At 44.6% G+C, this 25,080-nt stretch carries 24 protein-coding genes; 17 read left to right on the top strand and 7 right to left on the bottom strand.

All coding sequences use genetic code 11. From position 1 onward, the window contains the following. Window positions 1-4: 4 nt before the first annotated feature. Genes rbsK through rbsU form a run of 3 tightly spaced genes read left to right on the top strand, consistent with a single transcriptional unit; the run spans window position 5 to window position 2,248 of the window. Window positions 5-925, top strand: a complete 921-nt coding sequence (gene rbsK, locus RA086_RS04420; RefSeq protein ID WP_308702674.1) for a ribokinase — start codon at window positions 5-7, stop codon at window positions 923-925. A 3-nt stretch (window positions 926-928) separates the two neighbouring features. After that, complete coding sequence (gene rbsD, locus RA086_RS04425; protein ID WP_308702675.1) at window positions 929-1,324, top strand: D-ribose pyranase; 396 nt, start codon at window positions 929-931, stop codon at window positions 1,322-1,324. A gap of 39 nt (window positions 1,325-1,363) precedes the next feature. Next, a complete protein-coding gene (gene rbsU / locus RA086_RS04430) occupies window positions 1,364-2,248 on the top strand; it encodes a ribose/proton symporter RbsU (RefSeq protein WP_308702676.1) in 885 nt (294 codons plus the stop codon). Between the two features lie 710 nt (window positions 2,249-2,958). Here rbsU and RA086_RS04435 read toward each other — a convergent pair. Next, window positions 2,959-3,381, bottom strand: a complete 423-nt coding sequence (locus RA086_RS04435) for a hypothetical protein (protein ID WP_308702677.1) — start codon at window positions 3,379-3,381, stop codon at window positions 2,959-2,961. A gap of 222 nt (window positions 3,382-3,603) precedes the next feature. On the opposite strand from RA086_RS04435, the gene RA086_RS04440 reads away from it, so the two are divergent. Genes RA086_RS04440 through RA086_RS04450 form a run of 3 tightly spaced genes read left to right on the top strand, consistent with a single transcriptional unit; the run spans window position 3,604 to window position 6,145 of the window. Then, window positions 3,604-4,347, top strand: a complete 744-nt coding sequence (locus RA086_RS04440) for a metal ABC transporter ATP-binding protein (protein WP_308702678.1) — start codon at window positions 3,604-3,606, stop codon at window positions 4,345-4,347. Next, a complete protein-coding gene (locus RA086_RS04445) occupies window positions 4,344-5,204 on the top strand; it encodes a metal ABC transporter permease (RefSeq protein ID WP_308702679.1) in 861 nt (286 codons plus the stop codon). The genes RA086_RS04440 and RA086_RS04445 overlap by 4 nt, the downstream gene beginning before the upstream one ends. Then, entirely contained in the window at window positions 5,201-6,145 is a 945-nt protein-coding gene (locus RA086_RS04450; protein WP_308702680.1) for a metal ABC transporter solute-binding protein, Zn/Mn family, read from the top strand. Before RA086_RS04445 ends, RA086_RS04450 begins: the two co-directional genes overlap by 4 nt. 234 nt (window positions 6,146-6,379) lie before the next feature. Here the strand turns inward: RA086_RS04450 and RA086_RS04455 are convergent, their stop codons facing one another. The 3 genes from RA086_RS04455 to RA086_RS04465 all read right to left on the bottom strand — a co-directional run bounded on the left by RA086_RS04455 (window position 6,380) and on the right by RA086_RS04465 (window position 8,293). Continuing rightward, complete coding sequence (locus RA086_RS04455; RefSeq protein ID WP_308702681.1) at window positions 6,380-6,826, bottom strand: hypothetical protein; 447 nt, start codon at window positions 6,824-6,826, stop codon at window positions 6,380-6,382. Between the two features lie 208 nt (window positions 6,827-7,034). Next, window positions 7,035-7,346, bottom strand: coding sequence for a hypothetical protein (locus RA086_RS04460; RefSeq protein ID WP_308702682.1), 312 nt, complete (start codon window positions 7,344-7,346; stop codon window positions 7,035-7,037). Between the two features lie 59 nt (window positions 7,347-7,405). Then, on the bottom strand, window positions 7,406-8,293 hold the full coding sequence (locus RA086_RS04465; RefSeq protein WP_308702683.1) for a LysR substrate-binding domain-containing protein: 888 nt from the start codon (window positions 8,291-8,293) through the stop codon (window positions 7,406-7,408). A gap of 217 nt (window positions 8,294-8,510) precedes the next feature. Here RA086_RS04465 and RA086_RS04470 point away from each other — a divergent pair, with 217 nt between their 5' ends. The 4 genes from RA086_RS04470 to RA086_RS04485 all read left to right on the top strand — a co-directional run bounded on the left by RA086_RS04470 (window position 8,511) and on the right by RA086_RS04485 (window position 13,536). Continuing rightward, window positions 8,511-10,142: a malolactic enzyme gene (locus tag RA086_RS04470; RefSeq protein ID WP_308702684.1), complete on the top strand. Its 1,632-nt coding sequence runs from the start codon at window positions 8,511-8,513 to the stop codon at window positions 10,140-10,142. Between the two features lie 67 nt (window positions 10,143-10,209). Continuing rightward, entirely contained in the window at window positions 10,210-11,181 is a 972-nt protein-coding gene (locus RA086_RS04475) for an AEC family transporter (RefSeq protein WP_308702685.1), read from the top strand. Between the two features lie 240 nt (window positions 11,182-11,421). Further along, window positions 11,422-12,846, top strand: a complete 1,425-nt coding sequence (locus RA086_RS04480; protein ID WP_308702686.1) for an amino acid permease — start codon at window positions 11,422-11,424, stop codon at window positions 12,844-12,846. Between the two features lie 99 nt (window positions 12,847-12,945). Beyond that, a complete protein-coding gene (locus RA086_RS04485) occupies window positions 12,946-13,536 on the top strand; it encodes an ECF transporter S component (RefSeq protein WP_308702687.1) in 591 nt (196 codons plus the stop codon). Between the two features lie 652 nt (window positions 13,537-14,188). Here the strand turns inward: RA086_RS04485 and RA086_RS04490 are convergent. Next, window positions 14,189-14,365 (bottom strand): hypothetical protein, encoded by a 177-nt coding sequence (locus tag RA086_RS04490; protein ID WP_308702688.1) that lies wholly within the window; start codon window positions 14,363-14,365, stop codon window positions 14,189-14,191. A 557-nt stretch (window positions 14,366-14,922) separates the two neighbouring features. Between RA086_RS04490 and RA086_RS04495 the strand changes: the two genes are divergently transcribed. The 4 genes from RA086_RS04495 to cydC all read left to right on the top strand — a co-directional run bounded on the left by RA086_RS04495 (window position 14,923) and on the right by cydC (window position 20,942). Continuing rightward, window positions 14,923-16,362: a cytochrome ubiquinol oxidase subunit I gene (locus RA086_RS04495; RefSeq protein ID WP_308702689.1), complete on the top strand. Its 1,440-nt coding sequence runs from the start codon at window positions 14,923-14,925 to the stop codon at window positions 16,360-16,362. Next, entirely contained in the window at window positions 16,355-17,350 is a 996-nt protein-coding gene (cydB, locus tag RA086_RS04500; protein WP_308702690.1) for a cytochrome d ubiquinol oxidase subunit II, read from the top strand. Before RA086_RS04495 ends, cydB begins: the two co-directional genes overlap by 8 nt. A gap of 116 nt (window positions 17,351-17,466) precedes the next feature. After that, entirely contained in the window at window positions 17,467-19,200 is a 1,734-nt protein-coding gene (gene cydD, locus RA086_RS04505) for a thiol reductant ABC exporter subunit CydD (RefSeq protein ID WP_308702691.1), read from the top strand. After that, complete coding sequence (gene cydC, locus RA086_RS04510; protein ID WP_308702692.1) at window positions 19,200-20,942, top strand: thiol reductant ABC exporter subunit CydC; 1,743 nt, start codon at window positions 19,200-19,202, stop codon at window positions 20,940-20,942. The genes cydD and cydC overlap by 1 nt, the downstream gene beginning before the upstream one ends. A 731-nt stretch (window positions 20,943-21,673) precedes the next feature. Here the strand turns inward: cydC and RA086_RS04515 are convergent. Then, window positions 21,674-21,955, bottom strand: a complete 282-nt coding sequence (locus RA086_RS04515; RefSeq protein ID WP_308702693.1) for a DUF3781 domain-containing protein — start codon at window positions 21,953-21,955, stop codon at window positions 21,674-21,676. A 22-nt stretch (window positions 21,956-21,977) separates the two neighbouring features. After that, the gene (locus tag RA086_RS04520; protein WP_308702694.1) at window positions 21,978-22,955 is read right to left on the bottom strand and encodes a polyprenyl synthetase family protein; all 978 of its coding nucleotides are present in this window, start codon (window positions 22,953-22,955) and stop codon (window positions 21,978-21,980) included. A gap of 120 nt (window positions 22,956-23,075) precedes the next feature. On the opposite strand from RA086_RS04520, the gene RA086_RS04525 reads away from it, so the two are divergent. From RA086_RS04525 to RA086_RS04535, 3 genes are all read left to right on the top strand, one after another. Then, window positions 23,076-23,990: a 1,4-dihydroxy-2-naphthoate polyprenyltransferase gene (locus RA086_RS04525; RefSeq protein ID WP_308702695.1), complete on the top strand. Its 915-nt coding sequence runs from the start codon at window positions 23,076-23,078 to the stop codon at window positions 23,988-23,990. A gap of 582 nt (window positions 23,991-24,572) precedes the next feature. Continuing rightward, window positions 24,573-24,830 carry a hypothetical protein gene (locus tag RA086_RS04530; RefSeq protein WP_308702696.1) on the top strand — a complete coding sequence of 86 codons (258 nt, stop codon included), beginning with the start codon at window positions 24,573-24,575 and terminating at the stop codon, window positions 24,828-24,830. A 76-nt stretch (window positions 24,831-24,906) separates the two neighbouring features. Next, window positions 24,907-25,035 (top strand): hypothetical protein, encoded by a 129-nt coding sequence (locus tag RA086_RS04535; protein ID WP_308702697.1) that lies wholly within the window; start codon window positions 24,907-24,909, stop codon window positions 25,033-25,035. Window positions 25,036-25,080 lie beyond the last annotated feature (45 nt).

Below are 25,080 nucleotides of genomic sequence, written 5' to 3' on the forward strand. Positions count from 1 at the left end.
ACAAATGAAAACAGTCACAGTTATCGGAAGTATTAATTTAGACCGGACGATCCGGGTTAAAAATATGCCTAAACCTGGCGAAACGATTCATACAAAAGAAATTTTTTCAGCTGGCGGTGGTAAGGGTGCGAACCAAGCGGTCGCAGCTAAACGGTCTGGTGCGACCACGAACTTCATTGGCGCAGTCGGTGACGATGATGCTGGTAAGGTTATGTTAGATCTGCTAGGTCAAGAAGAGATCAATTTGACCGGTATTCAAACTATTGCGAATTTAGCAACTGGTCAAGCCTATGTGACCGTTGATGATGCTGGCGAAAATCAGATCATGATCCATGCCGGTGCTAATGAGGCGTTTACCCCCGAGTATGTGCAAGCTAAAGCGGCGTTAATCAAAGAAAGTGATTTACTGGTTGCTCAATTTGAAAGCGCTGTCAAATCCACAATTGCCGGGTTTAAAGTGGCCCGATCAGCTGGTGTAACGACTATTTTGAATCCAGCACCAGCAATGGCAAAGGTTCCTGCTGAGTTGTTAGCGGTAACGGATATGATCGTTCCAAATGAAACTGAAACCGAAACTTTAACTGGGATTCACGTGACCGATGAAGCCAGCATGCAAGCAGCAGCGGCCAAACTACATGCGTTGGGAATTGCGGCGGTCATCATTACGATTGGGAGTAAAGGGGCCTTCTATGATGTTGCTGGTCGGCACGGTATTATTCCAGCTTTTAAAGTTAAAGCCGTGGATACGACTTCTGCTGGGGACACGTTTATTGGCGCCATGAGTAGTGCTTTAAATCCTGATTTCAGTAACTTGGAAGCTGCGATTCGTTATGGTAATTTAGCCTCTTCGTTAGCTGTACAACGCTTTGGTGCTCAACCATCGATTCCCTATCGCAACGAACTAATGACGAAAGATGAGGCGTAAACAATGAAAAAAGGGACTGTAATTAATTCTGATCTGTCACGGGTCATTTCTCAAATGGGGCACTTTGATCGATTAAGTATTGGAGATGCTGGGATGCCGGTTCCGATGGGGACTGAAAAAATTGATCTGGCCGTCCAAAATGGCATTCCAAGCTTTATGCAAGTTCTTAACAACGTATTGGCAGAACTTGAAGTACAACGAATCTATTTGGCAGAAGAAATCAAAACGGAAAATCCAGCGATGCTAAAACAAATTCAAAAAAGGTTACCAGAGACGCCCATCACGTTTATCCCGCATCGTGAAATGAAACAAGACTTAGCTAAGTGCCGAGCCTTTGTGCGGACGGGGGAAATGACGCCTTACGCGAACATCCAATTGGAAAGTGGCGTCACATTCTAAGTAACACGGTGTGAGATAAGCTAGAGGAGGAAATTTAAAATGAACGCAACCGCATTACTCATTGGTTTAGGACCGCTGCTTGGCTGGGGCTTATATCCCACGATTGCTTCAAAAATCGGTGGTCGTCCAGTGAACCAAATCCTAGGGTCAACTTTAGGAACCTTGATCTTTGCCTTAGTTTTAGCCTTAATTCAAGGACTAGCCTTCCCCACTGGGACCGACTTAGTTTTTTCAATTATTTCAGGAATCGGCTGGGCGAGTGCCCAAATCGTGACCTTTAAAGTCTTCGGGATGGTCGGTTCATCGCGAGCAATGCCAATTACGACTGCCTTTCAATTATTGGGAGCGTCCTTATGGGGTGTTTTTGCCCTAGGAGATTGGCCAGGGAACACTGCAAAAATTTTGGGTGCTTTAGCCTTGATTTTCATTATTATCGGGGCGACGTTAACGGTCTGGGCAGAGAAAAAGGATTCTGGCAATCGTCAAATGCTACGTCGGGCAGTCCTTTGGTTAGCGGTTGGTGAACTTGGCTACTGGGCCTATTCCGCTGCGCCACAGGCCACTAATATTGATGGAGTGCATGCTTTCTTGCCACAAGCGATTGGAATGTTACTGGCCAGTGTGGTTTATGCCATCTTTTTGAGCTTGCGAGGTGAGAAAGCTGCGATTACGGAAAGCATTTCATATAAACATATTTTCTCCGGTTTCTTCTTTGCTTTTGCGGCACTAACTTACTTGATCTCCGCTCAGCCGGATATGAATGGATTAGCGACTGGTTTTATCTTGTCACAGACCTCAGTCGTACTAGCGACTTTAACTGGAATCTGGTTCTTAGCGCAAAAGAAAACGCGTCGCGAAATGCAAGTAACTGTCCTAGGCTTAATCTTAATTTTAGGTGCGGCAACGGTGACCGTTTTAATCTAGTGCATTGTAGCCTAATATAAGACATTAAGTGTCCGTCTCCATCAGCGCGTTTTACTGTGAGGGGTAGCCTTGCCAGCTCAAGAACAGCCTGCAGGGCGCTTTCAAGCCAAAAGCCCACGTTTTAAAAAAGTCGGACAGAACTAACCTAGGTAAAACCGCCCAGCTAAGTGCCTCAACACGGCAAACGCGCTGATCCACTTCGACGTTAAATAGTGGTTGTGATCAAAGCACCGGTAATCTTAATATCCTTAAAATTCGATTAATATTAAAGATCACTGATTAGTGCAGGGCGGGCTGGATGATGCTCAGTGGTGAAATTTTTTAGAGTGTGAGGACCAACGGGTTGCTCCTGAGCATTGCCCAGCCACCACAATTACTCGATGGTTTTCCGAGTGGTTGTGATGGCGTAGCAAGCGGAGGGCGCAGTTGGACCGAACACGTTTCGACTGATGGTGAACTTCCAGCTTAGGAAAAGCCCGGCTTGTGAGACCGCACTTTGGCTCGCAAACGTGGCCACCACGTTCCAGCATCAATCCAGACCAACCGGAACGGCAAGTTAAACGGATATTTATGAATATGATATGCTACACCACTATAATTGAAAATTAAATTGTTAAATTTTAGTCGCTGATAGTGCAAACTATGGGCGACTTTTTTAGACTAAAAAAGGATCGTCATTAGTGAACCATGCGATCCTTTGGTGAGGTGTCTCAATGTGCTGGGTGTTGAAACAGTTTCTTTAAGACAATCAAGTTGGCCCCCAATAAACAACCGCAAATGAGTGCAGCGAGTATGACTTGTTGCAACAGTCGCCAGCTTGGTCGACCGGTGAACAACAAAATTGTGGCATAGCCAAGCGCCATTAGGACTGCCGACAATATGGCCAAATTTGATAGGGTTGATTTTAAAGGTAAAGATAACTGCTTTTCGATAAATTGAGGGCGCTTACATTTTGCAAAATGGACTAACCCCCATTGCAGATAGGAGGCTAGGACGACGAGAAGCGTGGTTCTCGTCCAAGTCACACTAAAAGCGAGTCCCAAGTAGAGGACCGTAGTGATTCCCATGAACCAGCCGTTGAGTGTGCTGATTAAGTTACGTGACGTTAAAGCTTGTCCAAGACTAATTGGCATAGTAGATTCCTCCAAGTTAATTTTAAATAGTTTAGCAGAGAAAACCGAAGTGACGCCAAGATTTACGCTTACAAACCCATGTTCATAAAATTAATTAATTTGAATTATATTGGTTTACAAATAAAGTCAACACTGCCTAACAATTATTTGCATAGTAGTTAATTATCAGTTAGAATGACAATTAAGATGGTTAGTAACTTAGGATAAACGGAGGGCTCAACAATGTTAGACATTCAGAACCTGACCGTGGCTTACGATGACACACCAGTTTTAACTGATGTTGCCGTTCACTTTAACACCGGCAAGATTACTGGAATCATTGGTCCCAACGGTGCGGGTAAATCAACGTTGATCAAGGCTATGCTTGGCTTGATTAACGCACAAACAGGTACGACGACGTATGGTGGTCGGCCGCTTAAACAAATGCAGTGTCAATTAGCCTATGTCGAACAACGGAAGGATCTAGATTTATCGTTCCCGATTACGGTGTTTGAGGTCGTTCTTACGGGAACTTATGGTCAATTAGGATTATTTCGGCGACCCGGAAAAGCGGAACGGGCAGCGAGTTTAGCCGCGCTGGCACAAGTCGGTCTAAGTGAATTTGCTGATCGTCAAATTGGCAATTTATCTGGTGGCCAATTGCAACGCGTTTTCGTAGCGCGTGCGATTGTGCAACAGGCAGAAATTATTATTTTGGATGAACCCTTTGTCGGGATTGATCTCCAAAGTGAGGCCGCCATTATGACGATTTTGAAACAGTGGCGTGACGCTGGTAAAACGATTATCGTGGTCCATCATGATTTAAATAAAGTATCACGTTACTTTGACGATTTGGTGATCTTGAACCATGGCATTGTGGATGCGGGCACGGTGGCTGAGGTGTATCGACCTGCCAATATTGCGAAAACTTTCAGTAAGGATCTTTCAAAGGTACTGTTTACGGGTGCCGAGGAGGGTGCGTTATGACAACGATTACGACTTTTGTGGCCGCACTCGGACGTTATGATTTTCTACAAAGTGCCTTGATAACGGCGATTATGGTCGGGGTGATGTCCGGTATTATCGGCTGTTTCATTATTTTACGCGGAATGTCTATGATGGGGGACGCTATCTCACATGCCGTATTGCCTGGGGTGGCCGTAGCATACATGTTAGGGATAAATGTGTTGATTGGTGCGTCAGTTTTTGGCCTCCTAGCTGCCGGATTGATCGGATTTGTGGCTAGTCATAGTAAGTTAAAAACAGATACGTCAATCGGTATCGTATTTTCGGCATTTTACGCGTTAGGGTTTATTCTAATCTCGCTTGCAGAGAGTGCCACGAATTTACATCACATTTTATTTGGTAATATTCTGGCCGTGAGCGATACGGATATCATGACCACAACGGTGGTGCTGGGCTTGGTGATCCTCTTTGTCGTCTTTTTCTACAAGGAACTCCTAGTGACCTCGTTTGACGCGACGTTTGCCAAGACCTATGGCTTAAAAGTCCAACTATTGCACTATGCCCTAATGCTAGTTTTGACGCTCGTCACGGTGTCAGCCTTACAGACGGTTGGGATTATTCTGGTGGTTGCGATGCTTATTACGCCAGCTGCCACGGCGTTTTTGTGGACGGATAAGTTGGCGACGATGTTAGTTTTAGCTGCGACGATTGGTGCTGTCGCTGCGGTGATCGGTTTGTACTTTAGTTATACCTTGAACTGGGCTTCGGGTCCGGCAATTGTGTTGATTGCAGCGATTATCTTCGGTATTTCATTCTTGATTTCGCCTAAACAAGCGCTGTTCACCAATTTACGGCGGCCAAGGCAGGTGCCAGCATGAAAAAGAATTTCGTTGCCGTGTTGGCAGTGATTCTCATGATCAGTGGCGTGGCGCTATTTCTGCAACAACGCCAGCAAGTTGAAGCGGAGACGACTAGGCAGCCCGGTAACTTGCGGGTGGTTAGTACCAATTCGATCATAGACGACATGGTGAAACAAGTTGGTGGCGACAAAGTGACGGCTTACTCAATCGTGAAACGGGGAACGGATCCCCACGAATACGAGCCACAACCCACAGATATTACCGCTACTGCGGATGCTGATGTGGTTTTCTATAACGGTTTACAGCTTGAAACGGGCGGCAACGGCTGGTTTAAAAAGTTGGTCAAAGCTTCAAAAAAAGATTTTGATGAGGACGTCTTTGCGGCCAGCCAGGGAGTAACGGTTCGCTATCTAACGACGAATCGACATGAAGCCGATCCTCATGCTTGGTTGGATTTAGCCAATGGGCAACAATACGTTGAGACAATCAGTCGAGTGTTACAGCAAAAGGACCCCGAAAACGCGGCATTTTATCAGAAGAATGCCCGAGCCTATCAGGCCAAGTTGGCGAAATTACATCAAAGTTCGCAAGCAAAATTTGCAAAATTACCAGCCAATCAACGTTTATTAGTCACTTCTGAAGGGGCGTTTAAATATTTTGCAGCGGCGTATCAGATTCAGGCGGCTTATATATGGGAAGTCAATACTGAATCACAAGGCACCCCCGAACAAATGCAAGCCGTGGTGAAAAAGATTCGACAGTCCAATGTGAAAAATCTATTTGTGGAGACCTCGGTGTCACCCAAGTCGATGCAAAAGCTATCACAGGAAACCGACTTGCCGATCAAGGCGACTTTGTATACAGATTCGTTGGGAGCGGCTGGGTCGACTGGTGCCACCTATTATCAGATGATGCACTGGAATCTAACCAAGATTTACCAAGGCCTGGCTAATTCATAACGAGGTTCAAACGGCATGATGGTCGGGATTCGATTCATTGAATCGTTATTCCCATCCTGATTGAAACGAATTATTAATTATCCGTTTCTGTTGACTAAGATGTTCGCTGTGAGGCAGACCAACCGGAACAGCAAGCTGAGTTTATAAATAGAACGATTTTCTAGCCTGGGACCATCGCCCTGGGCTTTTTTTAACAAAAAAACTCCCCATCAAATGATGAGGAGCATTGGTCAATTACTGCTGCGAACGATGAGCTGTAATTAACGTTAATAATTGCTGAAACTCGGGTGGTACGGCGCCTTTGCCACTACGATGAACGTAGTCGGTCGCGTGCCGCAGGGTCCCATTTGAAACTTGCTGACTGCTTCGGTAATGACTTTCAAGTGACAGCCCGATTTCCCATTCGATCTTTGTGATTGGGGACTGCGTCAGTGGTTCACTGCGAGTCGGCCAAGGCTGTACTAGCCCCATCAATTCTTTGACGAGTGGTGGGAGCGTTTGGCGATCAATGGAAAAATGGGTGTGCCAGTAACTGGCCGAAAACCAATGTTTTAGCGTTGGCCAGCGGGTCTCGTGAACAATTAACCGCTGAGGGCCAGTTTCACACCGAAGCTGATAGTAACCGTCATCATTTCGCAACTTAAAGTACAGAGTTGCCACTGCTACCGGTTGGTTAGACATGTTTCATTCTCCTGATAAAAATTTTCCAAATTGGTGCATACCAGTATTATGGACGCACTTGGTCGTTTACACAAGTAATTCTTACGCTAATTCGTAAATTTATTTAAACAGTAGCGATTACTAAAGCGTGGTATGCAAAAAGGCAACAGCCGATTGACTGTTGCCTTTAAGGTCACCCCTAACTGACGAGACAGTTTACCGGGTGATTTTAATCTTCTTGTTCGAAAGATAGTTCCGTCATGGAGAGTTCTAAGTCGTCTAAAACGTCATTTTCACTGAGAAAAGCCGCCCACGCTTTTGGTGTTTGTTCGCGTGTGTGGGGCACGATTTTGCCACGGATATTTTCGATGACTTCATCCAACATTTTATCAGCTTGACGATTGATTTCAGCGTCATTAAAACGGCGAGCGGGTAAGCGATCCATATTTTGTTTGTTCAAATAGTCGGTGCATTTATCCATAAAGATACTAATCACTTGTGAGTTGTCAGCAAGGTATGTTTTTAACGTGTCATTGTCCAAGATGTTTCCTCCTACTAATCTGGCTAAGTGCCTATCACTACTATAACACAGCGTGCTGTTTACTCAGTTTCCAAGGCGCTGTGCAAAATTTCTAATAACTTTAATTGTGGTGGTGTCAAAATATGGGAGGTGCGGTAAACAATGCTCGTGATGAATTCAGGCTGTTCATCATCGAGCAGTTCTAAGCGGACAACATTGTCATTGTAATGATCGACGACATTAGTGAGAAAGCCCACCCCGACATTTTCGGCAATAAGTTTCATTAAAACATGGGTGTCATTGGATCTAAAAACAATATTTGGACGAAAGTGATTGCGGCGGGTCAGCTTGTTAAAAGCATTATTATGCACGAAATTACTATTGAAGAAAACAAAATTTTCGTGTCGTAATTCACTAAAGTAGAGTCGCTTTCTACCGGCCAGTGGATGTTCACGTGAAACGAAGATGCTAAAGGGTTGGCGGTCGAACTCTTCAGCAAGCAAGGTTTGATAGGAGAGGGGTTCCACCGAACCTAATAACGCCATGTCGACGCGCCCATTACGAACGGCTTCACGCAGGGCAATTGAACCACCCTCGACGGTTTGAATCGTCGCTAACAGTTCTGCAGCGGCTAGTTTGGCCGCAATTTGTGGAAAATAATGATTTTCAATAATTGGCGGTAAACCTAGCACAATCTGTTGTTGAGTTAAATTGTGGATTTCTTGTTTGGCAATCGTTAGCTGACGGAGAATGATCGCGGCGTGTTCTGCTAACTGCTCACCACTAGCAGTGGGGCTCAATTCGTTATGTACTCGATCGCGAATAATTAATTTTGTATTGAATTCAGTTTCCAATCGTTTAATGGCGGTCGTGATTGTGGGCTGACTGACATTGAAAAAAGTTGCCACTTTTGAAAAGTTTTTTTGTAAAATTAATTGATGAAAATAGTCTAAATCTTTTGTGTTCATGATAACTCCTTTATAATAGGCGTTTTTAGCAACCTTATAAATTTTATTTATATCATAGCACATATTTGACTATATGTTTTCTAGGGCGCTAAACTGTTGTTTGTAAATTGATAAGCGCAAAGCTTTGATGAACGTTCAGGGATACGGTAGTCTGTTAGCCGTTAGAGCAATCAGTTCATTCACTTAACTTATTAAATAAAAAATGGAGGAATTAATTATGACTCAAACTGCAGATCGAATTTTAAATAACCCATTTTTAAATAAAGGGACGGCGTTCACGAAAGCGGAACGTCAACAATTAGGTTTAACTGGGACGTTACCTAGTGCCGTACAAAACATTGAAGAACAAACGACCCAAGCTTATGGGCAATTCCAAAGTAAGGCAACTCGCTTAGAAAAACGGATTTTCTTAATGAATCTGTTCAATGAAAATCGGACATTGTTCTATCATTTGATGGACCAACACGTCGTGGAATTTATGCCAATCGTATATGATCCGGTTGTTGCGGATTCCATCGAACAATACAATCAATTATTCTTAGATCCTCAAAATGCGGCTTTCGTTTCAGTTGATGCGCCAGAAGACGTTGAAGCTACTTTGAAGAATGCTGCTGAAGGCCGTGATATCCGCTTAGTTGTGGTTACGGATGCAGAAGGTATTCTAGGGATGGGTGACTGGGGTGTCAACGGGGTAGATATCGCGGTTGGTAAGCTGATGGTTTACACCGCTGCTGCCGGGATCGACCCATCACAAGTCTTACCAGTTAGTATCGATGCTGGGACGAATAACCAAAAATTATTGGATGATCCAATGTATCTTGGAAATCGTCACAAACGAGTTTATGGTGATCAATATTATGATGTGATCGATAAATTCGTTGTTGCTGAACAAAAGTTATTCCCAGAATCACTCTTACATTGGGAAGATTTTGGTCGTTCAAATGCCCAAGTCATTTTGGACAAATACAAGGACAAGATTGCAACTTTCAATGATGATATCCAAGGTACTGGGATGGTCGTTTTAGCCGGAATTCTAGGGGCTTTGAACATTTCTAAGGAAAGCATTAAAGATCAAAAAATCTTATCCTTTGGTGCTGGGACTGCCGGCATGGGGATCGCCAATCAAATCATGGACGAATTGATGCAAGCTGGCTTGACTGAAGCTGAAGCCAAACAACATTTTTATGCGGTTGATAAGCAAGGGTTGTTATTCGATGACACCGAAGACTTAACACCAGCTCAAAAAGCATTTACGCGTTCACGGAGCGAATTCAGTAACGCTGACGAATTGACTAATTTAGCAGCCGTCGTTAAAGCCGTTCATCCAACTGTAATGATTGGGACATCAACTCAACCAGGTACCTTTACCGAAAGTATTATTAAAGAAATGGCTGCCCATACGGATCGACCAATCATCTTCCCATTATCAAATCCGACGAAATTAGCAGAAGCTAAGGCCGAAGATTTGATCAAATGGACCGATGGCCGTGCTTTGATCGCCACTGGGATTCCAGCTGATGATGTTGAATACAAGGGTGTGACATATCAAATCGGGCAAGGAAACAACGCCCTCATGTACCCAGGTCTTGGTTTCGGCTTGATTGCGGCGACTGCCAAAGTCTTGAACAGTGAAACCTTATCCGCAGCTTGCCATGCTTTAGGTGGCATCGTGGATACGTCTAAGCCCGGGGCAGCAGTTTTACCACCCGTGGCTAAAATTACAGAATTTTCACAAACGTTAGCTGAAGTTGTGGCACAAAGTGTGCTCGACCAAAAGCTGAACAAGGAACCAATTGCGAGTGCCAAGCAAGCAGTTGCTGACATGAAGTGGGTCCCAGAATACAAATAGTAGTGGTCGCATTAGAGAAGCGAATCGATTAGTTTTAAAAAAATGTTGAAAGTGGGAATAAAAACTCATGGCTGTTTTATGGAATTCGATCCAAAGCGTGCTCGTGGTCGTTTTGATCATGGTGCTTGGATTTATCTTACGTCGGACCGGTTGGTTTGCCGATAGTTTTGCGGGAAATATCTCAAAATTTATTAAGAACATTGCTTTGCCGGCTTCAATCTTTGTGTCGGTATTAAGTCGCTTGACACGTGGTCAATTAGGATCATTTTCAGGCTACTTAGCCTATGCTTTCTTAGCGGTCATCATTGGTTATGTGATCGCCTTCGCGTTAGTCAAGATTATGAAGGTCCGTCCTGGTCGTAAAGGAATCTTTATTAACGCGGTCGTCAACGCCAACACCATCTTCATTGGCTTGCCTTTGAACATTGCGTTGTTTGGTGAGAACAGTATGACTTACTTCTTGGTTTATTATATTGTCAACACGGTTTCAACTTGGGCGTTTGGGGTCTTCTTGATCTCCAATGATGATCCAACTAAGCCTAAGGAAAAGACGCACAATAAGATTGACTGGAAGAAAGTTATCCCAATGCCATTAGTTGGGTTCTTGGTTGCCTTGGTCTTCTTATTATTGAATATTCCAATTTTGAAGATTTCCTTCATTAATTCAACGTTAACTTACGTTGGTAACTTAGTGACACCGTTATCCTTGATCTATATTGGGATCGTTTTGGCGGATGCCGGGTTAGGGAGTATCAAGTTTGACCGAGATACGGTGGTTGCCTTGATTGGTCGATTCATCTTGTCACCAATCGTGATGATTGCGGTCATCATGGTCGCTGGTAACTTGGGGGCTAACTTCCCAACCATGGCTTCACAAACGTTGATCGTTCAATCTGCCACACCAATGCTCGCTGTTTTGCCAATTTTGGCGAACGAAGCCCATGGTGACGTGGAATACGCGACAAACGTGGTTACGACCAGTACCGTTTTGTTTATTATCGTCGTCCCAATCTTAATGTCATTGATTCAATTTATCTAGAATTAAAAATTGATTAAAAAAGGAAGCGAGCCGTTGGGCTGGCTTCCTTTTTCTCATTTAGGCTCGTGGGGGGTTAGAAAAGTTTGGCCACAATGGCTAAATTAGGCAAAAGTGCTAATTAACACGCTTTCAATTGCCTTTTTTAAAAAAATAATCAGAAATCCTTGACTAATGTGGTGAAAGTCCATAAAATTAAGTTCGTTGCATTAATAAGAATTCAATTAGGAGGCACTCATTACTATGAAAGAATCACAGCGGTTACTGGTCAAGAAACCAGTGAACCCAGCGAGTTTTAATCAAGGTGGCTTAGCTAAGTCCCTTGATGCCTTCAGTTTAACGATGATGGGAGTCGGGGCGATTGTTGGTTCCGGGATTTTCATTACGCCTGGGATCATTGCCGCAAAGTATGCCGGTCCCGCTGCGATGCTGTCATTCGTTATCGCAGCCGCGGTTTGTTCGTTGGCGGCATTATGTTATGCCGAGTTTGCGTCGACGATTCCATTAGCTGGGAGTGCCTACACATACGTCTATACGGTCTTTGGCGAATTTTTAGCTTGGATTCTCGGTTGGTCCTTAATTTCCGAATATTTATTTGCGGTTTCGTCTGTTGCGGTGAGTTGGTCAGCGTATTTCCAAAATTTACTTAGTGGTTTTGGCCTAAAATTACCCGCGTTTTTGGCCGCTGCGGCCGGAACTGCCGGTGCCCCGCATGCGGGTTTTAATCTGATTGCTTTTGTGGTTGTTTTAGCGATTTCATTGCTATTGGTGGGTGGCGTTCAAGAATCCACGCGGGTTAATTCAATTATGGTCATTGTTAAAATATTAGTGATTGTCCTCTTTATCGGCGTGGCGATTTTCTTCGTCAAACCGGCTAATTTCCACCCATTCATGCCCCATGGGGTGAATGGGTTAGTCAAAGGGGCGTCACTAGCTTTCTACGCATATATTGGCTTTGATGCCGTTTCAACCGCTTCTGAAGAAGTCAAAAATCCTAAGCGGGATATGCCAATCGGTATTATCGGATCGTTGATTGTCGCTTCAATCTTGTATGTAGCGATGGCGGCGGTGTTGGTCGGTGTCGTGCACTATACAAAATTAAATGTCGGTGATCCAGTTGCTTATGCCTTGGCAGTGATTCATCAAAACTGGGCCGCTGGGATTGTTTCTCTCGGTGCGGTTGTCGGGATGACAACGGTATTGATCGTCATGTTATATGGTGGGACCCGGTTACTTTTTGCCATTAGTCGGGATGGCTTACTACCAAAAGCCTTTCAAAGTCTAAACACCAAGACTAAAGTTCCCGTCAAAAGCACTTGGATCTTTGGGATTATTGCTAGTATCTTTGCTGCCGTGATTCCACTTGATAAAATTGCGGAACTAGTTAATATCGGGACGTTATTTGCGTTTGCGATGGTTTCAATCGGGGTCGTCTTCCTCCGTAAACATGAAACGTTGCAGCAAATCAACAGTTCATTCAAAGTGCCATTCTATCCGGTCTTACCCGTTGTGTCGTTCTTAGCTTGCTTGTACTTGATGATTAATTTGCAAGCTTTCACGTGGCACATGTTTGGCATTTGGATCACGATTGGGATTATTATCTACTTTGCTTATAGTTACCGGCACTCACGAATTCGAGCAGGGTTACGTGCAAAAGAAAATCAATAATATTTTTAAAGCGGGCCGATTTTTGGGCTCGTTTTTTATTTTGGGAACATGTTATAATTAAGCTTATTCTATACGGTAAGGGTTTGGGAGGGGTTGCGGATGCAACGACGATCTAATGCGTATCATATCAGTGTTTTGGCCGTTTTAATTGCCATTGTGATCATTCAAAATGTGGTACCATTTTTCGGCTATATTCCGATTTTGGGTTTGAGCTTGACGACGATTCACGTGACGGTTATTATTGCGGCCGTTGTGCTGGGGCCAAAAGATGGCGCAATTGTTGGTGGTGCGTGGGGACTGATTGACTGGATTCGCGCATTCACGGCGCCAACGAGTGCGTTGGCACCATTAGTCTTCACCAATCCACTGGTTTCGGTTTTGCCACGTGTGTTGATTGGGGTAGTTGCCGGTTGGACCTTCATCTGGTTGCGGCGTCACTTAAAGCCAGCGCCAAGCCTCCTAGTGGCAGGAGTGGTGGGGGCCTTAACGAACACGATTTTGGTTTTGGGGTTAATTGGGACGCTGTATCGGCATACGGCAGCAGGTTTTTATCAGGTCGATTTAAGCAAATTAATGCCCTATTTACTTGGAATCGTTGGCACAAATGGGGTGCCTGAGGCGATCTTAGCTGGCGTATTAGTGCCGCTAATTGGGCTACCACTCATGCGTTTTCGGCAAGTTAAAAAGTAAATGGGTTGAGCCGGTCAAGAGTAGCCTTGTTGCTGGTTTAACGCTAAATATCTAAAGGTTGAAAGTTAAAAATTGCCGGTCTGCACCACTACGTCAACAATCCGGTAATGAAAACTAGTCGACTACTGCCGCTTCCGGTTGTTGCCGATAACATGCGGACGAGGGACCGGTTCAAGCCATAGAAACGTCTTGAACCTCGCCCGGAAACTTTGCCAAATCCGCAAATCTCCCGGACCGTCCGTGGTGTAAGGCCGGCAAAAGAACGCCGGTCAAACACTACCTGCACGTCCGATGCTATCAGCAACAACCTCCAGCTAAGTCAGTAGTTATTTATGCTTAGCGGAGTCAGTCAAAATCGGTGTGTAGTGTCGGCGAGATTAATCGGCGTTTTTGGCTGACTAATCTCGCGGGGCAATTCAAAGACGTGTTTTGTCGGCTTGGAATTGAGGCGTCAGACCGTACCTTGGCTGGCGCCGTCCCCCCACAGCACACCGATTTTGACTGACGGAGCGCTAAATTTAGGTGAGTCTACTTTAGACTTATGGGTTACCGATACTACAACATTTGTGGTGCTTTTGAGTCTTTCAACCTTTAGTTAAATATCTGATATAACAAAAACGAGATCAAGGAATTTTCCCTGATCTCGTTTTTGTTATTGAACCGCTTGAACTTGTTTTTGACTAATGATTACTTTGTTGTGATATTTATCCACGATTTCAGGGTCAGAGCTTTCAAAGGTGATCATGTAAGAATTCGTGTAGGCTTTAGCAATTTCGCCTGTAAAATTTTGACCATCGAGCTTAAAAGTGACTTTAGTGCCGATTTCCATGCGTTAGCCTCTTCTCTAGTTAGTGCCATTAAATATAACATGGCTGAGGGAAATGTCAATCAAACACCTTGGTGAAGCGCCGTTTTAGCGGTAGTTTCGAGCGGTGAAGGCCATTATTTGAAACTACCTGAAGTCATAGCCAAGCCTGGTAACTGTGATACTGAGACTAGCCAACGTTTTCCGTGCTTAAATAGTTTAAAAATGTTGTCGTTAGAATTTTCAAAATGAGTGGCGTTATTCATCTCTTTCGCTTAATTGTTTAGGCATTTTTGGCCGTTGACGAGATGAGATGAAAAAGTGGTTTCTTCAGCAAAACCCCAAGTCATCTTGTGTAATGGGTGGCAAACTTGATTAAGTGTGTCCCGTCCAATAAAATCAGGTCAATTAACAAACTAATTAGGGGACTAACGTGGGCTTGAAAATTAGCGGGTTTGACTATTTTATGAATAAAAGTTGAGTTTGATTGTATTTTCACTTATCAGTTGATATGATAAGAGTGAATCGATTGGTTTCGCTTACTCAAGTGAACCAAATAGTTTAATAAAGGGGGGACCACTATGAATCTCGGATTAAGCATTTTATCCTTGGCGCGGTTTCAATTTGCAATGACCACGGTATTTCATTTCTTCTTTGTGCCATTATCAATTGGATTAGCACTAGTTGTTGCAATTATGGAAACAATCTATGTTGTGAAAAAAGATGTGCTTTACAAACATATGGCGCAATTCTGGGGACGGATTTTCTTACTTAGCTTCGCCGTTGGGGTTGTAACGGGGATTATTCAGGAATTTCAATTTGGGATGAATTGGTCTGATTATTCACGTTTTATGGGTGACATTTTTGGGGCACCACTAGCGATTGAAGCGCTGGTTGCGTTCTTTATGGAATCCACGTTTATTGGTCTTTGGATGTTTGGTTGGGATCGTTTTAATGCCAAAATCCATTGTGCATTTATTTGGTTAACATCGATTGGGACGATGATCTCTGCGATGTGGATCTTAGCGGCCAATAGTTTCATGCAAAACCCAGTGGGCTTTATGATCAATGCCAAGACCGGTCGTGCACAAATGACCAGTTTTAGCGCGGTCATCAAGAACCCACAGCTTTGGGTTGAACTACCGCACGTGTTATTTGGGGCATTTGTCACGGGGTCGTTTGTGGTTGCTGGGATGGCAGCCTTCTCGTTGCTCAAAAAACGCAATGTTAAGTTTTTCCGTAAGTCACTCAAAGTTAGTTTAATTATCGGCTTGGTAGCAACGATTGGTGTCGTTGCTGTGGGTGATTTACAGACGCGTTACATTATTAAAGAACAACCGATGAAGTTTGCCGCTACCGAAGGGTTATACAAAGACTCCGGTTCACCAGCAGCTTGGTCTGTGATTTCCAGCATGGATACTCAGAACCACAAAACCAATTGGTCAATTGATGTGCCATATGTTTTGGATATTTTAAGCTATCATAAGCTATCTGGGAATGTTAAGGGTCAGAATACGTTAAACAAGGAATTCCATGCCAAGTATGACAAAAAGTTTGGTAAGAACATGAATTACTATGTGCCAACCAAAACCTTGTTCTGGAGCTTCCGGGTCATGACGATTTCTGGCGGTCTATTTGCATTAATTGCCATTGTTGGCTTGATCTTTAATCGCGCCGGCTCAGAGTTGATTCTCCGTCAGCGTTGGTTCTTATGGGTGCTCGGTATTTGCACGTTCTTACCATTCGCTGCCAATACGACTGGTTGGTTGATTACTGAATTGGGTCGTTATCCATGGGTAGTCTATGGGCTCTTAACGATTGCGGATGCAGTTTCACCAAATGTCAGTGTGGCGTCCTTGTTGATTTCTAACATTGTTTACTTCTGCGTCTTTAGTGGGTTAGGGGTTGTCATGATTGTGTTATCACGGCGTGCCTTGCATCACGGGCCAGACGACTTGTTGAAGGCGGCTGACGACGCACCATACGATCCTTATGGTAAGGGGGCGCTCAGTCATGAGTAACTTACAATTATTATGGTTTGTGTTAGTCGGTGTCTTGTTTAGTGGGTTCTTCTTCCTAGAAGGCTTTGACTTCGGTGTTGGGATGACAATTAAGAGTTTGGCCCAAAATCGAGCTGAACGTGACGTGGTCATTCAGACCATCGGGCCACATTGGGATGCCAACGAAGTGTGGTTGATTACTGCTGGTGGGGCGATGTTTGCTTCGTTTCCAATGTGGTATGCGACTTTATTCTCAGGCTTTTATCTCATCTTGTTATTGATCCTAGTTGCCTTGATCATGCGGGGCGTTTCATTCGAATTTCGTAGTCGTATGGAAAGCGATGCTGGTCGTAACTTCTGGGAATGGGCTGCAGCGATTGGGAGTTTCTTGGCAGCATTCCTGTTTGGGATGATGTTTACCGCGATGGTCAAAGGAATGCCAATCAATGCACGTGGCGATATGACTGCGCACTTTACCGATTACGTGAACTTGTTCTCAATCGTTGGTGGAGTGGCTGTTACCTTACTTTGCTACTTGCATGGTCTCAACTTTATTCGGTTGAAGACGACTGGAACCTTACGTACCCGGGCGTTACAATGGGCTAAACCATTGTATTGGGTGCTCTTTGCTGGTGAAGTTGTGTTTGCGATTCTATTGTACTTCAACACGGACTTCTTCGTGAAGAAGCCAATTTCAACGTTGATTCTAGTGGTCGCATTGGTCGTCTTAACTTGTTTGGCGACTTGGGGCGTTTATGGTAATCATGAATGGTTATCCTTCATCAGTAGTGGACTTTCCTTAATTGATGTTGTTGTCTTATTGTTCAACGGCTTATTCCCACGAGTCATGGTCGCTAACAACGCTGCCAACAGCATCTTGATTAAGAATGCCTCGAACTCACCGTATACGTTACATTTGATGACGGTCATTGCGTTGAGCGTGCTCCCAATTATGCTGGTTTACTTTATTTGGAGCTACTGGGTCTTCTATAAGCGTTTAGCGTCTTAATGAGTTTTAACCACCAAATAGTTAATGTGGTGGTACAATTAAATTGCACGAACAGGGTCGTGACTTGGCCGAGTGCCAAGTCGCGGCCTTTTAATATTTAAGCGGGGGTGACGGAGATGTTTGATCCGGCGCTATTTAAACTCCCTGGCATGCGGCGGTTGACGGTGATTCTAGCCTTGTTAGCCGTCGTTGAGGGGATTTGTATTATTATTCAAGCCCAATTTTTGTCGGTCGCCATTGTGGGCTTATGGCACTTGAAGACCTTGGCAACGATCGTCCAACCCATGTTAATTTTTGCGTTAGCGTGGATCGGCCGCCGATTGTTAGTTGTCTTTAAAAACCGACTGATGTATCCCATCGTTGAAAAAACGACTGGTGATATGCGGCGTCAAGTGATGCAAAAATTGTATCGCTTAGGGCCAAGTTATGTGGCCAAAACTGGGACAGGAAATGTTGTCACGACGGCTTTGGAGGGTATCGATAAGGTTCAAACTTATTTGATGCTTGTTGTGATCAAAGTCATTGATATGATGGTCATTCCGTGGGTGGTTTTACTTTATATTGCTTGGCTGCGCTGGCGAGAAGCCTTGTTCTTATTAGCTATTTTTCCATTAATTATTCTATTTATGATTATTCTCGGCTATGCTGCGCAAGCGAAGGCTGACCAACAGTATGTCGGCTATCAACGGTTGTCGAACCATTTTGTCGATACCTTACGTGGTTTACCAACGCTCAAGCAATTGGGATTAAGTAAGCAGTATGCCAATAACGTTTATCGGGTCAGTGAAGGTTACCGGAAACAAACGATTGCGGTAATTAAGATTGCGATGTTGTCGACGTTTGCCTTAGATTTCTTCACGACTTTATCCATTGCGGTCGTTGCGGTTTTCCTTGGTTTTGGATTGATCAATGGCACGATCACGTTATTGCCTGCGCTAGTGATCTTGGTGTTGTCACCAGATTACTTCCTGCCATTGCGAACCTTTGCCAGTGATTACCATGCGACATTAAATGGGAAGAACGCTTTTGCGGCGGTACAAAAAATGTTGGCCTTGCCAGTGCCAACGGATCGTGAGCAGTTAGGGACGACGCCACTTGACTGGCAAGCGGATAGTACGTTGCGCTTGCAACAAGTTGACTTTAGTTATGATGAACACAAGCCAGCGCTAACTGATGTGACGCTGCTGGCGACCGGTTATCAGCGTATCGGGATCATTGGGGCCTCTGGCTCTGGTAAATCCACTTTGATCAACTTATTGGGGGGCTTTTTAACGCCAGATGCTGACCATGGGACGATCCAAGTTAATGGTCAAACGGTCACTCATTTAAGTCAAACGGCTTGGCAACAAAGCTTTTTCTATATTCCACAAAATCCTTACTTATTCCATGCCACTTTGGCAGAAAATATTGCGTTTTATCAGCCACATGCTGGGATTAGTGCGATTGGTCAAGCCGCTGCAAAAGCCGGCTTGACTGACTGGATCAAGACATTGCCTGAGGGCTTAAACACCCAGATTGGTGAAGGTGCCCGTGGCGTCAGTGGCGGGCAGGCACAACGAATTGCGCTAGCTCGGGCCTTTTTGGACAGTACGCGAAAAATTCTGTTGTTTGACGAACCGACAGCGCATTTGGACATTGAGACCGAAGCAGAATTAAAACAAACGATTCTGCCCGTTTTTGAGCATCATTTAGTCTTCTTTGCGACGCATCGACTCCATTGGATCAATCAGATGGATTATGTGCTAGTTTTGGATCATGGTCAGATTGTGGAACAAGGGACGCCAGCCGAGCTCACAGCACACAACGGGGCGTATGTCCGGTTACGTGATGAAATGGTAGGTGCAATCTAATGAAAGACTTTTTAACAACTTTTAAACATGATACTTGGGTCATGCCCTATTTACGCAAATATAAGAAGTTATTGGCGTTAACGCTGTTTCTAGGTTTAATGACTTTTTTCTGTGGTTCCGCGTTGATGTTTAACTCGGGATACTTAATCAGTAAAGCGGCGCGGCATCCTTATAATATTTTGATGATCTATGTGCCAATTGTCTTGACGCGTGCCTTTGGGATTGGTCGGCCGGCCTTTCGATATGCCGAACGAATCACCAGTCATAATTGGGTGTTGCGTATCGTTTCAGATTTCCGAAAAAAGCTCTACCAAGCGGTTGCTAAGCATGCCGTAGCGATTCGGCAGAACTTTCAAACAGGGGACGTTCTCAGTATTTTAGCCGATGATATTGATCATATTGAGAATCTCTATCTGCGGACCGTTTTCCCGACGGTGATTGCTTGGACGATGTACCTGATCATTGTGATTGCACTCGGTTATTTTAGCTGGTGGTTCGGCTTACTCATGTTGCTGATGCTTGGCTTGATCGTCATTGTGATGCCACTCTGGTCAGTACTGATAAATGGGGCGCGGGAGTCTCAGAGTCGCAAGATCCAACAGACGTTTTATACGCAGTTAACGGATGCCGTGATGGGATTGGGTGACTGGTTGATTTCTGGCCGCCAAGCCGACTTTAACGACCGACAAACTGCGCCAATTGATCAGATTGCTGATTTGCGGCGGGCAGATCATCGCTTTCAATGGTGGCGTGATTTTACGATTCAATTGTTGTTTGGAGTAATTTGTATTGCTTTATTGATCTGGAGTAGTTTTTATTGGACGAGCAATGCGGCCAGTGCCAACTGGATCGCTGCGTTTGTGTTATCGGTCTTTCCGCTAGTTGATGCTTTTCAATCGGTCAGCCAAGGTGTCAGTGAATGGCCAAGTTATCAACGGTCGATTCGTCGGGTCAATGCATTAGACACGACCCCAACGGATGAAACCGATCAGACCACGTTGACTGAGCCATTTAGTGTCCTACAGGTTGCCGACTTGAACTTCCAGTATCAGGAGGGCAGTCGTCAGATCTTCAAACAGTTAAATCTGAGCTTGCAGGCTGGTGAAAAGTTAGCCCTATTGGGACCGTCTGGAACGGGTAAAAGTACCTTGTTGAAGCTAGTTCTGGGCGATTTGCAGCCTACTGCTGGGACAGTACAGTTGAATGATGTGCCGATTAGTCGGCTACAAACTGAACGAGCAAAATTATTCGGTGTCTTGGACCAACAACCTTACTTGTTCAATACTTCGATCATGAATAATGTCCGCATGGGTAATCCGGATGCGACGGATGCACAAGTCAAAGCAGCGCTCAAATCCGTTGAATTAGCGCCATTAATCGAAGGCTTGCCTGATCAGTATGACACGGTCGTCGAAGAAGGTGGCGCACGTTTTTCAGGCGGGGAACGGCAACGGATTGCGCTAGCCCGCATTTTGTTACAAGATGCCCCAATTATTATTTTGGATGAGCCCACGGTCAGTTTGGACCCAATTACAGAATCACATTTATTAGCCACAGTTTTCCGTGTGCTGCACGATAAAACAATCCTATGGGTGACCCACCATTTAGCAGGGATTAACTATGTTGACCAAGTCCGTTTTTTGGAAGCCGGCGAGTTTGATATGGCCGGCACGCCGCAAGAATTATATGCGACGGCACCACGGTTTAAGCGATTATATGATTTAGATCAAGGACATGATTAAAGTTTGGATTATACTATCGCATTCATATTTACGCATTCATATTTAAAATGTGGCATTAATTGTCCGTCTCCGTGGACCAGCTCGTTTGCTGTGGGGGCAGACCTGCAGCCAAAGAACGGTCTGCAGGGCGCTTTCAAGCCGAAAACCCGCGTCTTAAAAGTCGGCCAAACACTAACCTGGGGAAAACCACCTAGCTAAGTGTTTTGGCACGGCAAACGAGCTGGTCCACTCCGACGTTAAATAGTAGTTTAATCAAAAAGATACTGATAGCCCAGTATCTAATGAAAGGCCAATTGATGTTAGAAACGCTGATTAACGTAGGGTGGGCTGGATGATGCTCAGTGGTGAAGTTTTTCAGAGTGTGAGGGTCAACGGGTTGCTCCTGAGCATTGCCTAGCCATCACAATGACTCGGTGGTCTTCCGAGTGGTTGTGATGGCGTCCCAAGCGGAGGGCGCAGTTGGACCGAACACGTTTCGACTGCTGGTAAGCTTCCAGCTTAGAGAAAGCCCGGCTTGTGAGACCGTACTTTGGCTCACAAACGTGGCCACCACGTTCCAGCATCAGTCCAGACCAACCGGAGTGGCAAGTTAAGTGGATACTTATAAATATGATAGCTACAATACATCAGTGGTTTTTAACTGATGGTTAACAAAAAGCCGATTGGTAACGACTCAGTATTTGCTGAGGGTTACCAAATCGGTTTTTTTGTGGTTTGTCTGAAAAAGACAGTTAAATCGGATTGACCGTAATCAGACGATTGGTGAAAGAATTAATAACTAATTCTACATGATACTGATCATTCGAAACATAATTGTTTTTACCACGTCGCACGAGTCGACTGGCAGGCGTGTCAAGGACTCCCTTGACTAAAGTTTCAATTTCCGCGTGCGTGAGATTAGTTTGCAACTTTTTATTAACGCGTTGATAGACTAATTGGGTATAGCAAATCTGATTGCTGAGTTGTGCCAACGTTTGGCTGAGATGGCTATCCGGCAGGTGTGAATGCGCCAATTTTGTGGTCTGATCGTTCGCCTTAATGATTACGTACCAATAATTGGGTCACTAGTCGGCGAATAGTTTGTTGGGTGGTACCTGCTGGCAGGTCATTGATCAGGCTCAAAGCTTGCTGCGTGTAATTGGTCGCGAGCTGCTGAGCTTGTGTCACACCACCTAAAGCGATGACTTGATCGCGGATGTTCAATAGTTGGTCGTTGCTGACTTCTGTCCCAGGCATCGGCAATTGTTTCGCTAAACTTGGGTCCGTCTGGAGCGCATAGATCAAGGGCAGGGAGTACACGCCATCTTTTAAATCGGCTAACACGGGTTTGTGAGTGAGCTTTTCATCGCCGGTATAGTCGAGGATGTCGTCAAGCATTTGATAAGCGAGACCTAATTGATGCCCAATTTGTTGTGCCAATTGAACGATTTCTGTTGGGGCTTTAGCCAAATGGGCACCTTGTTCACAGCTTAAACTAAATAAACGCGCTGTTTTGCCTGCCGCAACAGTTAAATAATCTGTTAAGGTCGTGCTCGGCTTGAAATTGTGGGCCATCTGATCCAGTTCACCTTGCAAAATACCTCGCATGGCCGCGGTATTACGTTTGACGTCTTCGCGTGTTAAAGCGGCAATCAGCACTTGATCGAAATAGCAGGTAAATAGGAGATCACCAGCATAAATCGCATTGCGTTGACCATAATCTTGATGAATCGTGGTGACATGCCGGCGTTCAGGAGCTTCATCGATGACATCATCATGAATTAACGTTGCCACATGGAGTAGTTCCATGGCGGCTGCTCCTGCTTGCAACCGAGTTGGATCTTGATCTGGACCGAATTGGCTAAATAGGTAGAAAAAGCCCGGCCGTAAAAATTTTCCTCCGGCAGCTAAAAGTTCGTGAACACGCCCATTAATTGCTGGATTATTAATTTGGACTTGCGCCAAAAGGTAAGGCTTTAGCGCCTTTAACTGTTGATGGACTTGTGGATTTGGTTGCCAGATATTCTGAATCATGCTTTTTCACCCCGTCAGTGGGGGTGTGTCAAAACTTGCAGCCCCACGCATTCTAAAATACAATCTAACTTAAAGGTACAAAACACTCGAAAACTTGTCAAATAAAAGGGGAGTCTATTCTTGAAACCGAAAGTTTTTTTGGAGTTTGTTGAAATCAAATCGTTGATTGCTAGTGTTTTACCATTTGTACTCGGCAGTTTGTATGCTGTCTATAACTATCACCAAGTGCATCTCGGCTATTTACTTTTATTTTTCATCGCTTCTTCCTTATTTCACATGGCTACCAATGCTAATGATAATTACCAAGATTTTTTGCATGCGCCACGCGATAAAGCCAATCAGGAATTTTTGGAAGCAACGAATGTGGTTGGCGTTAATCAGATTTCGATTAGCCAAGCGCGGACAATCACGTTCGGTTTGGGTGGGGTCTCGTTGCTACTTGGTCTGTGGTTGGTCACACAAACCGGTTGGCCGTTGTTGTGGATGGGACTTTATTCGTATGCCGTCGGTTACTTTTACGCTGGTGGGCCAAAACCGATTTCAGCCGGCCCGTTTGGGGAATTCTTTTCCGGCTTCACGATGGGCTTCATGATATTTTGGATCTCGGTTTATATTAATACCTTTGATGTGGCACCAATTACGTGGCAGTCAACAGCCAACGTCTTGATTTCCGCAGGGTTAGCAATTTTTGCGATTTCAAATATTATGTTGGCGAATAACATTTGTGACCGGGATGAGGACATCGCCCTCGGTCGGCATACGATTGTGTCCTATTTTGGCAAACGCGTCATGTTACAAGTTTTTGCTTGGAGCTACATTGTCGGTTACGTGTGCTTAATGATTGCGGTTTGGTTAGGGGTTTTGCCTAAGCTAAGTTTGTTAACCTTACTAAGCGTCATTCCAGTGTTGAAAAATACGCGCCAATTTATGCGGAAGCAAGTTAAACGTGAAACCTTTATTCTGGCAATCAAAAACGCAAGCATTATTTGTTTGACCTTCGTTGTTTGCATGGGTTTAGGATTGATTTTTGATTAGTGCAGTGGAGCTATTATATTTATAAGTATTCGCCCAGCTTGCCGCTCCGGTTGGTCTGGACTGATGCTGGAACGTGGTGGCCACGTTTGTGAGCCAAAAGGCGGTCTCACAAGCCGGGCTTTTCCTAAGCTGGAAAGCCCACCAGCAAAGGAAAATTTCACCACTGAGCATCATCCAGCCCGCCCTGCGTTAAATAGCGAATCTAATACTAACTGTTTCTTTTCAGGCTCTGACTTTAACTATTGTCTAGATTAAAATCGCAATTTAACGTCGGAGTGGACTAGCTCGTTTGCTGTGTCGAGACACTTAGCTGGGCTGTTACCCAGGTTAGTGTTTGGTCGACTTTTAAGACGTGGACTTCGGCTTGAAAGCGCCCTGCAGACCGGTCTTTGGCTGCAGGTCTGCCTCACAGCAAGCGTGCTGGTCCACGGAGACGGACAATTAACAACTGAAAAATATAATAGCTATGATGCACTAATTTCGAAGGTGTTCCTTAATGGTGTCAAATGAAACTGCTGGGGTTACTTCTATCGTAATGATTGGTACAATAGAGAACATAAACGGAAGTGAGGTGAACGACACATGTTAGCGTTGTTAAATGGCATTTTAGCCTTTATTGTGATTCGCAACATTGGGGTTGAATCACAACTTGAGATTCGATCCAAATATCGTTGGGGTCAATTAGTTGTTGCTGGTGTGCTAGTAGCCTGGGGTGCCGGGACATACGGTGGTTTGACCAGTTTTGCAGACTTACTGTTTTGGTCCTTATTCATGACTGTCAATATTATGATGGGAACTGGTGGGGTAGCCACGCATCGCATCGTTTCGGCGGACGGTTAAATTTGAAGATATCTCAGGCATTCAGATTGCCGCAATTCCGACCATTCCTTCAATCGAAAAAAAGACCCGTGTGATCGTGAAGTTCATCTTAAATTCGCATCGTGAAATTAGTATGGTCTTTACTGGAACCGTAACGACGGTTAAAACGGCATTGCAAGCCAAGTTTGGGCAGCATGTCGCAATCGAAGTTTCAAAATTTGAATAGTTTTTTATCTCAAGTACGTTGATCAATGACGATCAGCGTGCTTTT

Source organism: Lactiplantibacillus brownii, assembly GCF_031085375.1.
Classification (GTDB): domain Bacteria; phylum Bacillota; class Bacilli; order Lactobacillales; family Lactobacillaceae; genus Lactiplantibacillus; species Lactiplantibacillus brownii.

Bases quoted from the DNA above. Each gene is read 5' to 3' on its own strand.
- cydB (WP_308702690.1), top strand. From the start codon at position 16,355: ATGAGTAACTTACAATTATTATGGTTTGTGTTAGTCGGTGTCTTGTTT.
- rbsU (WP_308702676.1), top strand. From the start codon at position 1,364: ATGAACGCAACCGCATTACTCATTGGTTTAGGACCGCTGCTTGGCTGG.
- RA086_RS04520 (WP_308702694.1), bottom strand. From the start codon at position 22,955: ATGATTCAGAATATCTGGCAACCAAATCCACAAGTCCATCAACAGTTA.
- RA086_RS04455 (WP_308702681.1), bottom strand. From the start codon at position 6,826: ATGTCTAACCAACCGGTAGCAGTGGCAACTCTGTACTTTAAGTTGCGA.
- RA086_RS04480 (WP_308702686.1), top strand. From the start codon at position 11,422: ATGAAAGAATCACAGCGGTTACTGGTCAAGAAACCAGTGAACCCAGCG.
- RA086_RS04465 (WP_308702683.1), bottom strand. From the start codon at position 8,293: ATGAACACAAAAGATTTAGACTATTTTCATCAATTAATTTTACAAAAA.
- RA086_RS04495 (WP_308702689.1), top strand. From the start codon at position 14,923: ATGAATCTCGGATTAAGCATTTTATCCTTGGCGCGGTTTCAATTTGCA.
- RA086_RS04485 (WP_308702687.1), top strand. From the start codon at position 12,946: ATGCAACGACGATCTAATGCGTATCATATCAGTGTTTTGGCCGTTTTA.
- rbsK (WP_308702674.1), top strand. From the start codon at position 5: ATGAAAACAGTCACAGTTATCGGAAGTATTAATTTAGACCGGACGATC.
- RA086_RS04470 (WP_308702684.1), top strand. From the start codon at position 8,511: ATGACTCAAACTGCAGATCGAATTTTAAATAACCCATTTTTAAATAAA.
- cydC (WP_308702692.1), top strand. From the start codon at position 19,200: ATGAAAGACTTTTTAACAACTTTTAAACATGATACTTGGGTCATGCCC.
- RA086_RS04445 (WP_308702679.1), top strand. From the start codon at position 4,344: ATGACAACGATTACGACTTTTGTGGCCGCACTCGGACGTTATGATTTT.
- RA086_RS04450 (WP_308702680.1), top strand. From the start codon at position 5,201: ATGAAAAAGAATTTCGTTGCCGTGTTGGCAGTGATTCTCATGATCAGT.
- RA086_RS04530 (WP_308702696.1), top strand. From the start codon at position 24,573: ATGTTAGCGTTGTTAAATGGCATTTTAGCCTTTATTGTGATTCGCAAC.
- RA086_RS04475 (WP_308702685.1), top strand. From the start codon at position 10,210: ATGGCTGTTTTATGGAATTCGATCCAAAGCGTGCTCGTGGTCGTTTTG.
- RA086_RS04435 (WP_308702677.1), bottom strand. From the start codon at position 3,381: ATGCCAATTAGTCTTGGACAAGCTTTAACGTCACGTAACTTAATCAGC.
- cydD (WP_308702691.1), top strand. From the start codon at position 17,467: ATGTTTGATCCGGCGCTATTTAAACTCCCTGGCATGCGGCGGTTGACG.
- rbsD (WP_308702675.1), top strand. From the start codon at position 929: ATGAAAAAAGGGACTGTAATTAATTCTGATCTGTCACGGGTCATTTCT.
- RA086_RS04490 (WP_308702688.1), bottom strand. From the start codon at position 14,365: ATGGAAATCGGCACTAAAGTCACTTTTAAGCTCGATGGTCAAAATTTT.
- RA086_RS04440 (WP_308702678.1), top strand. From the start codon at position 3,604: ATGTTAGACATTCAGAACCTGACCGTGGCTTACGATGACACACCAGTT.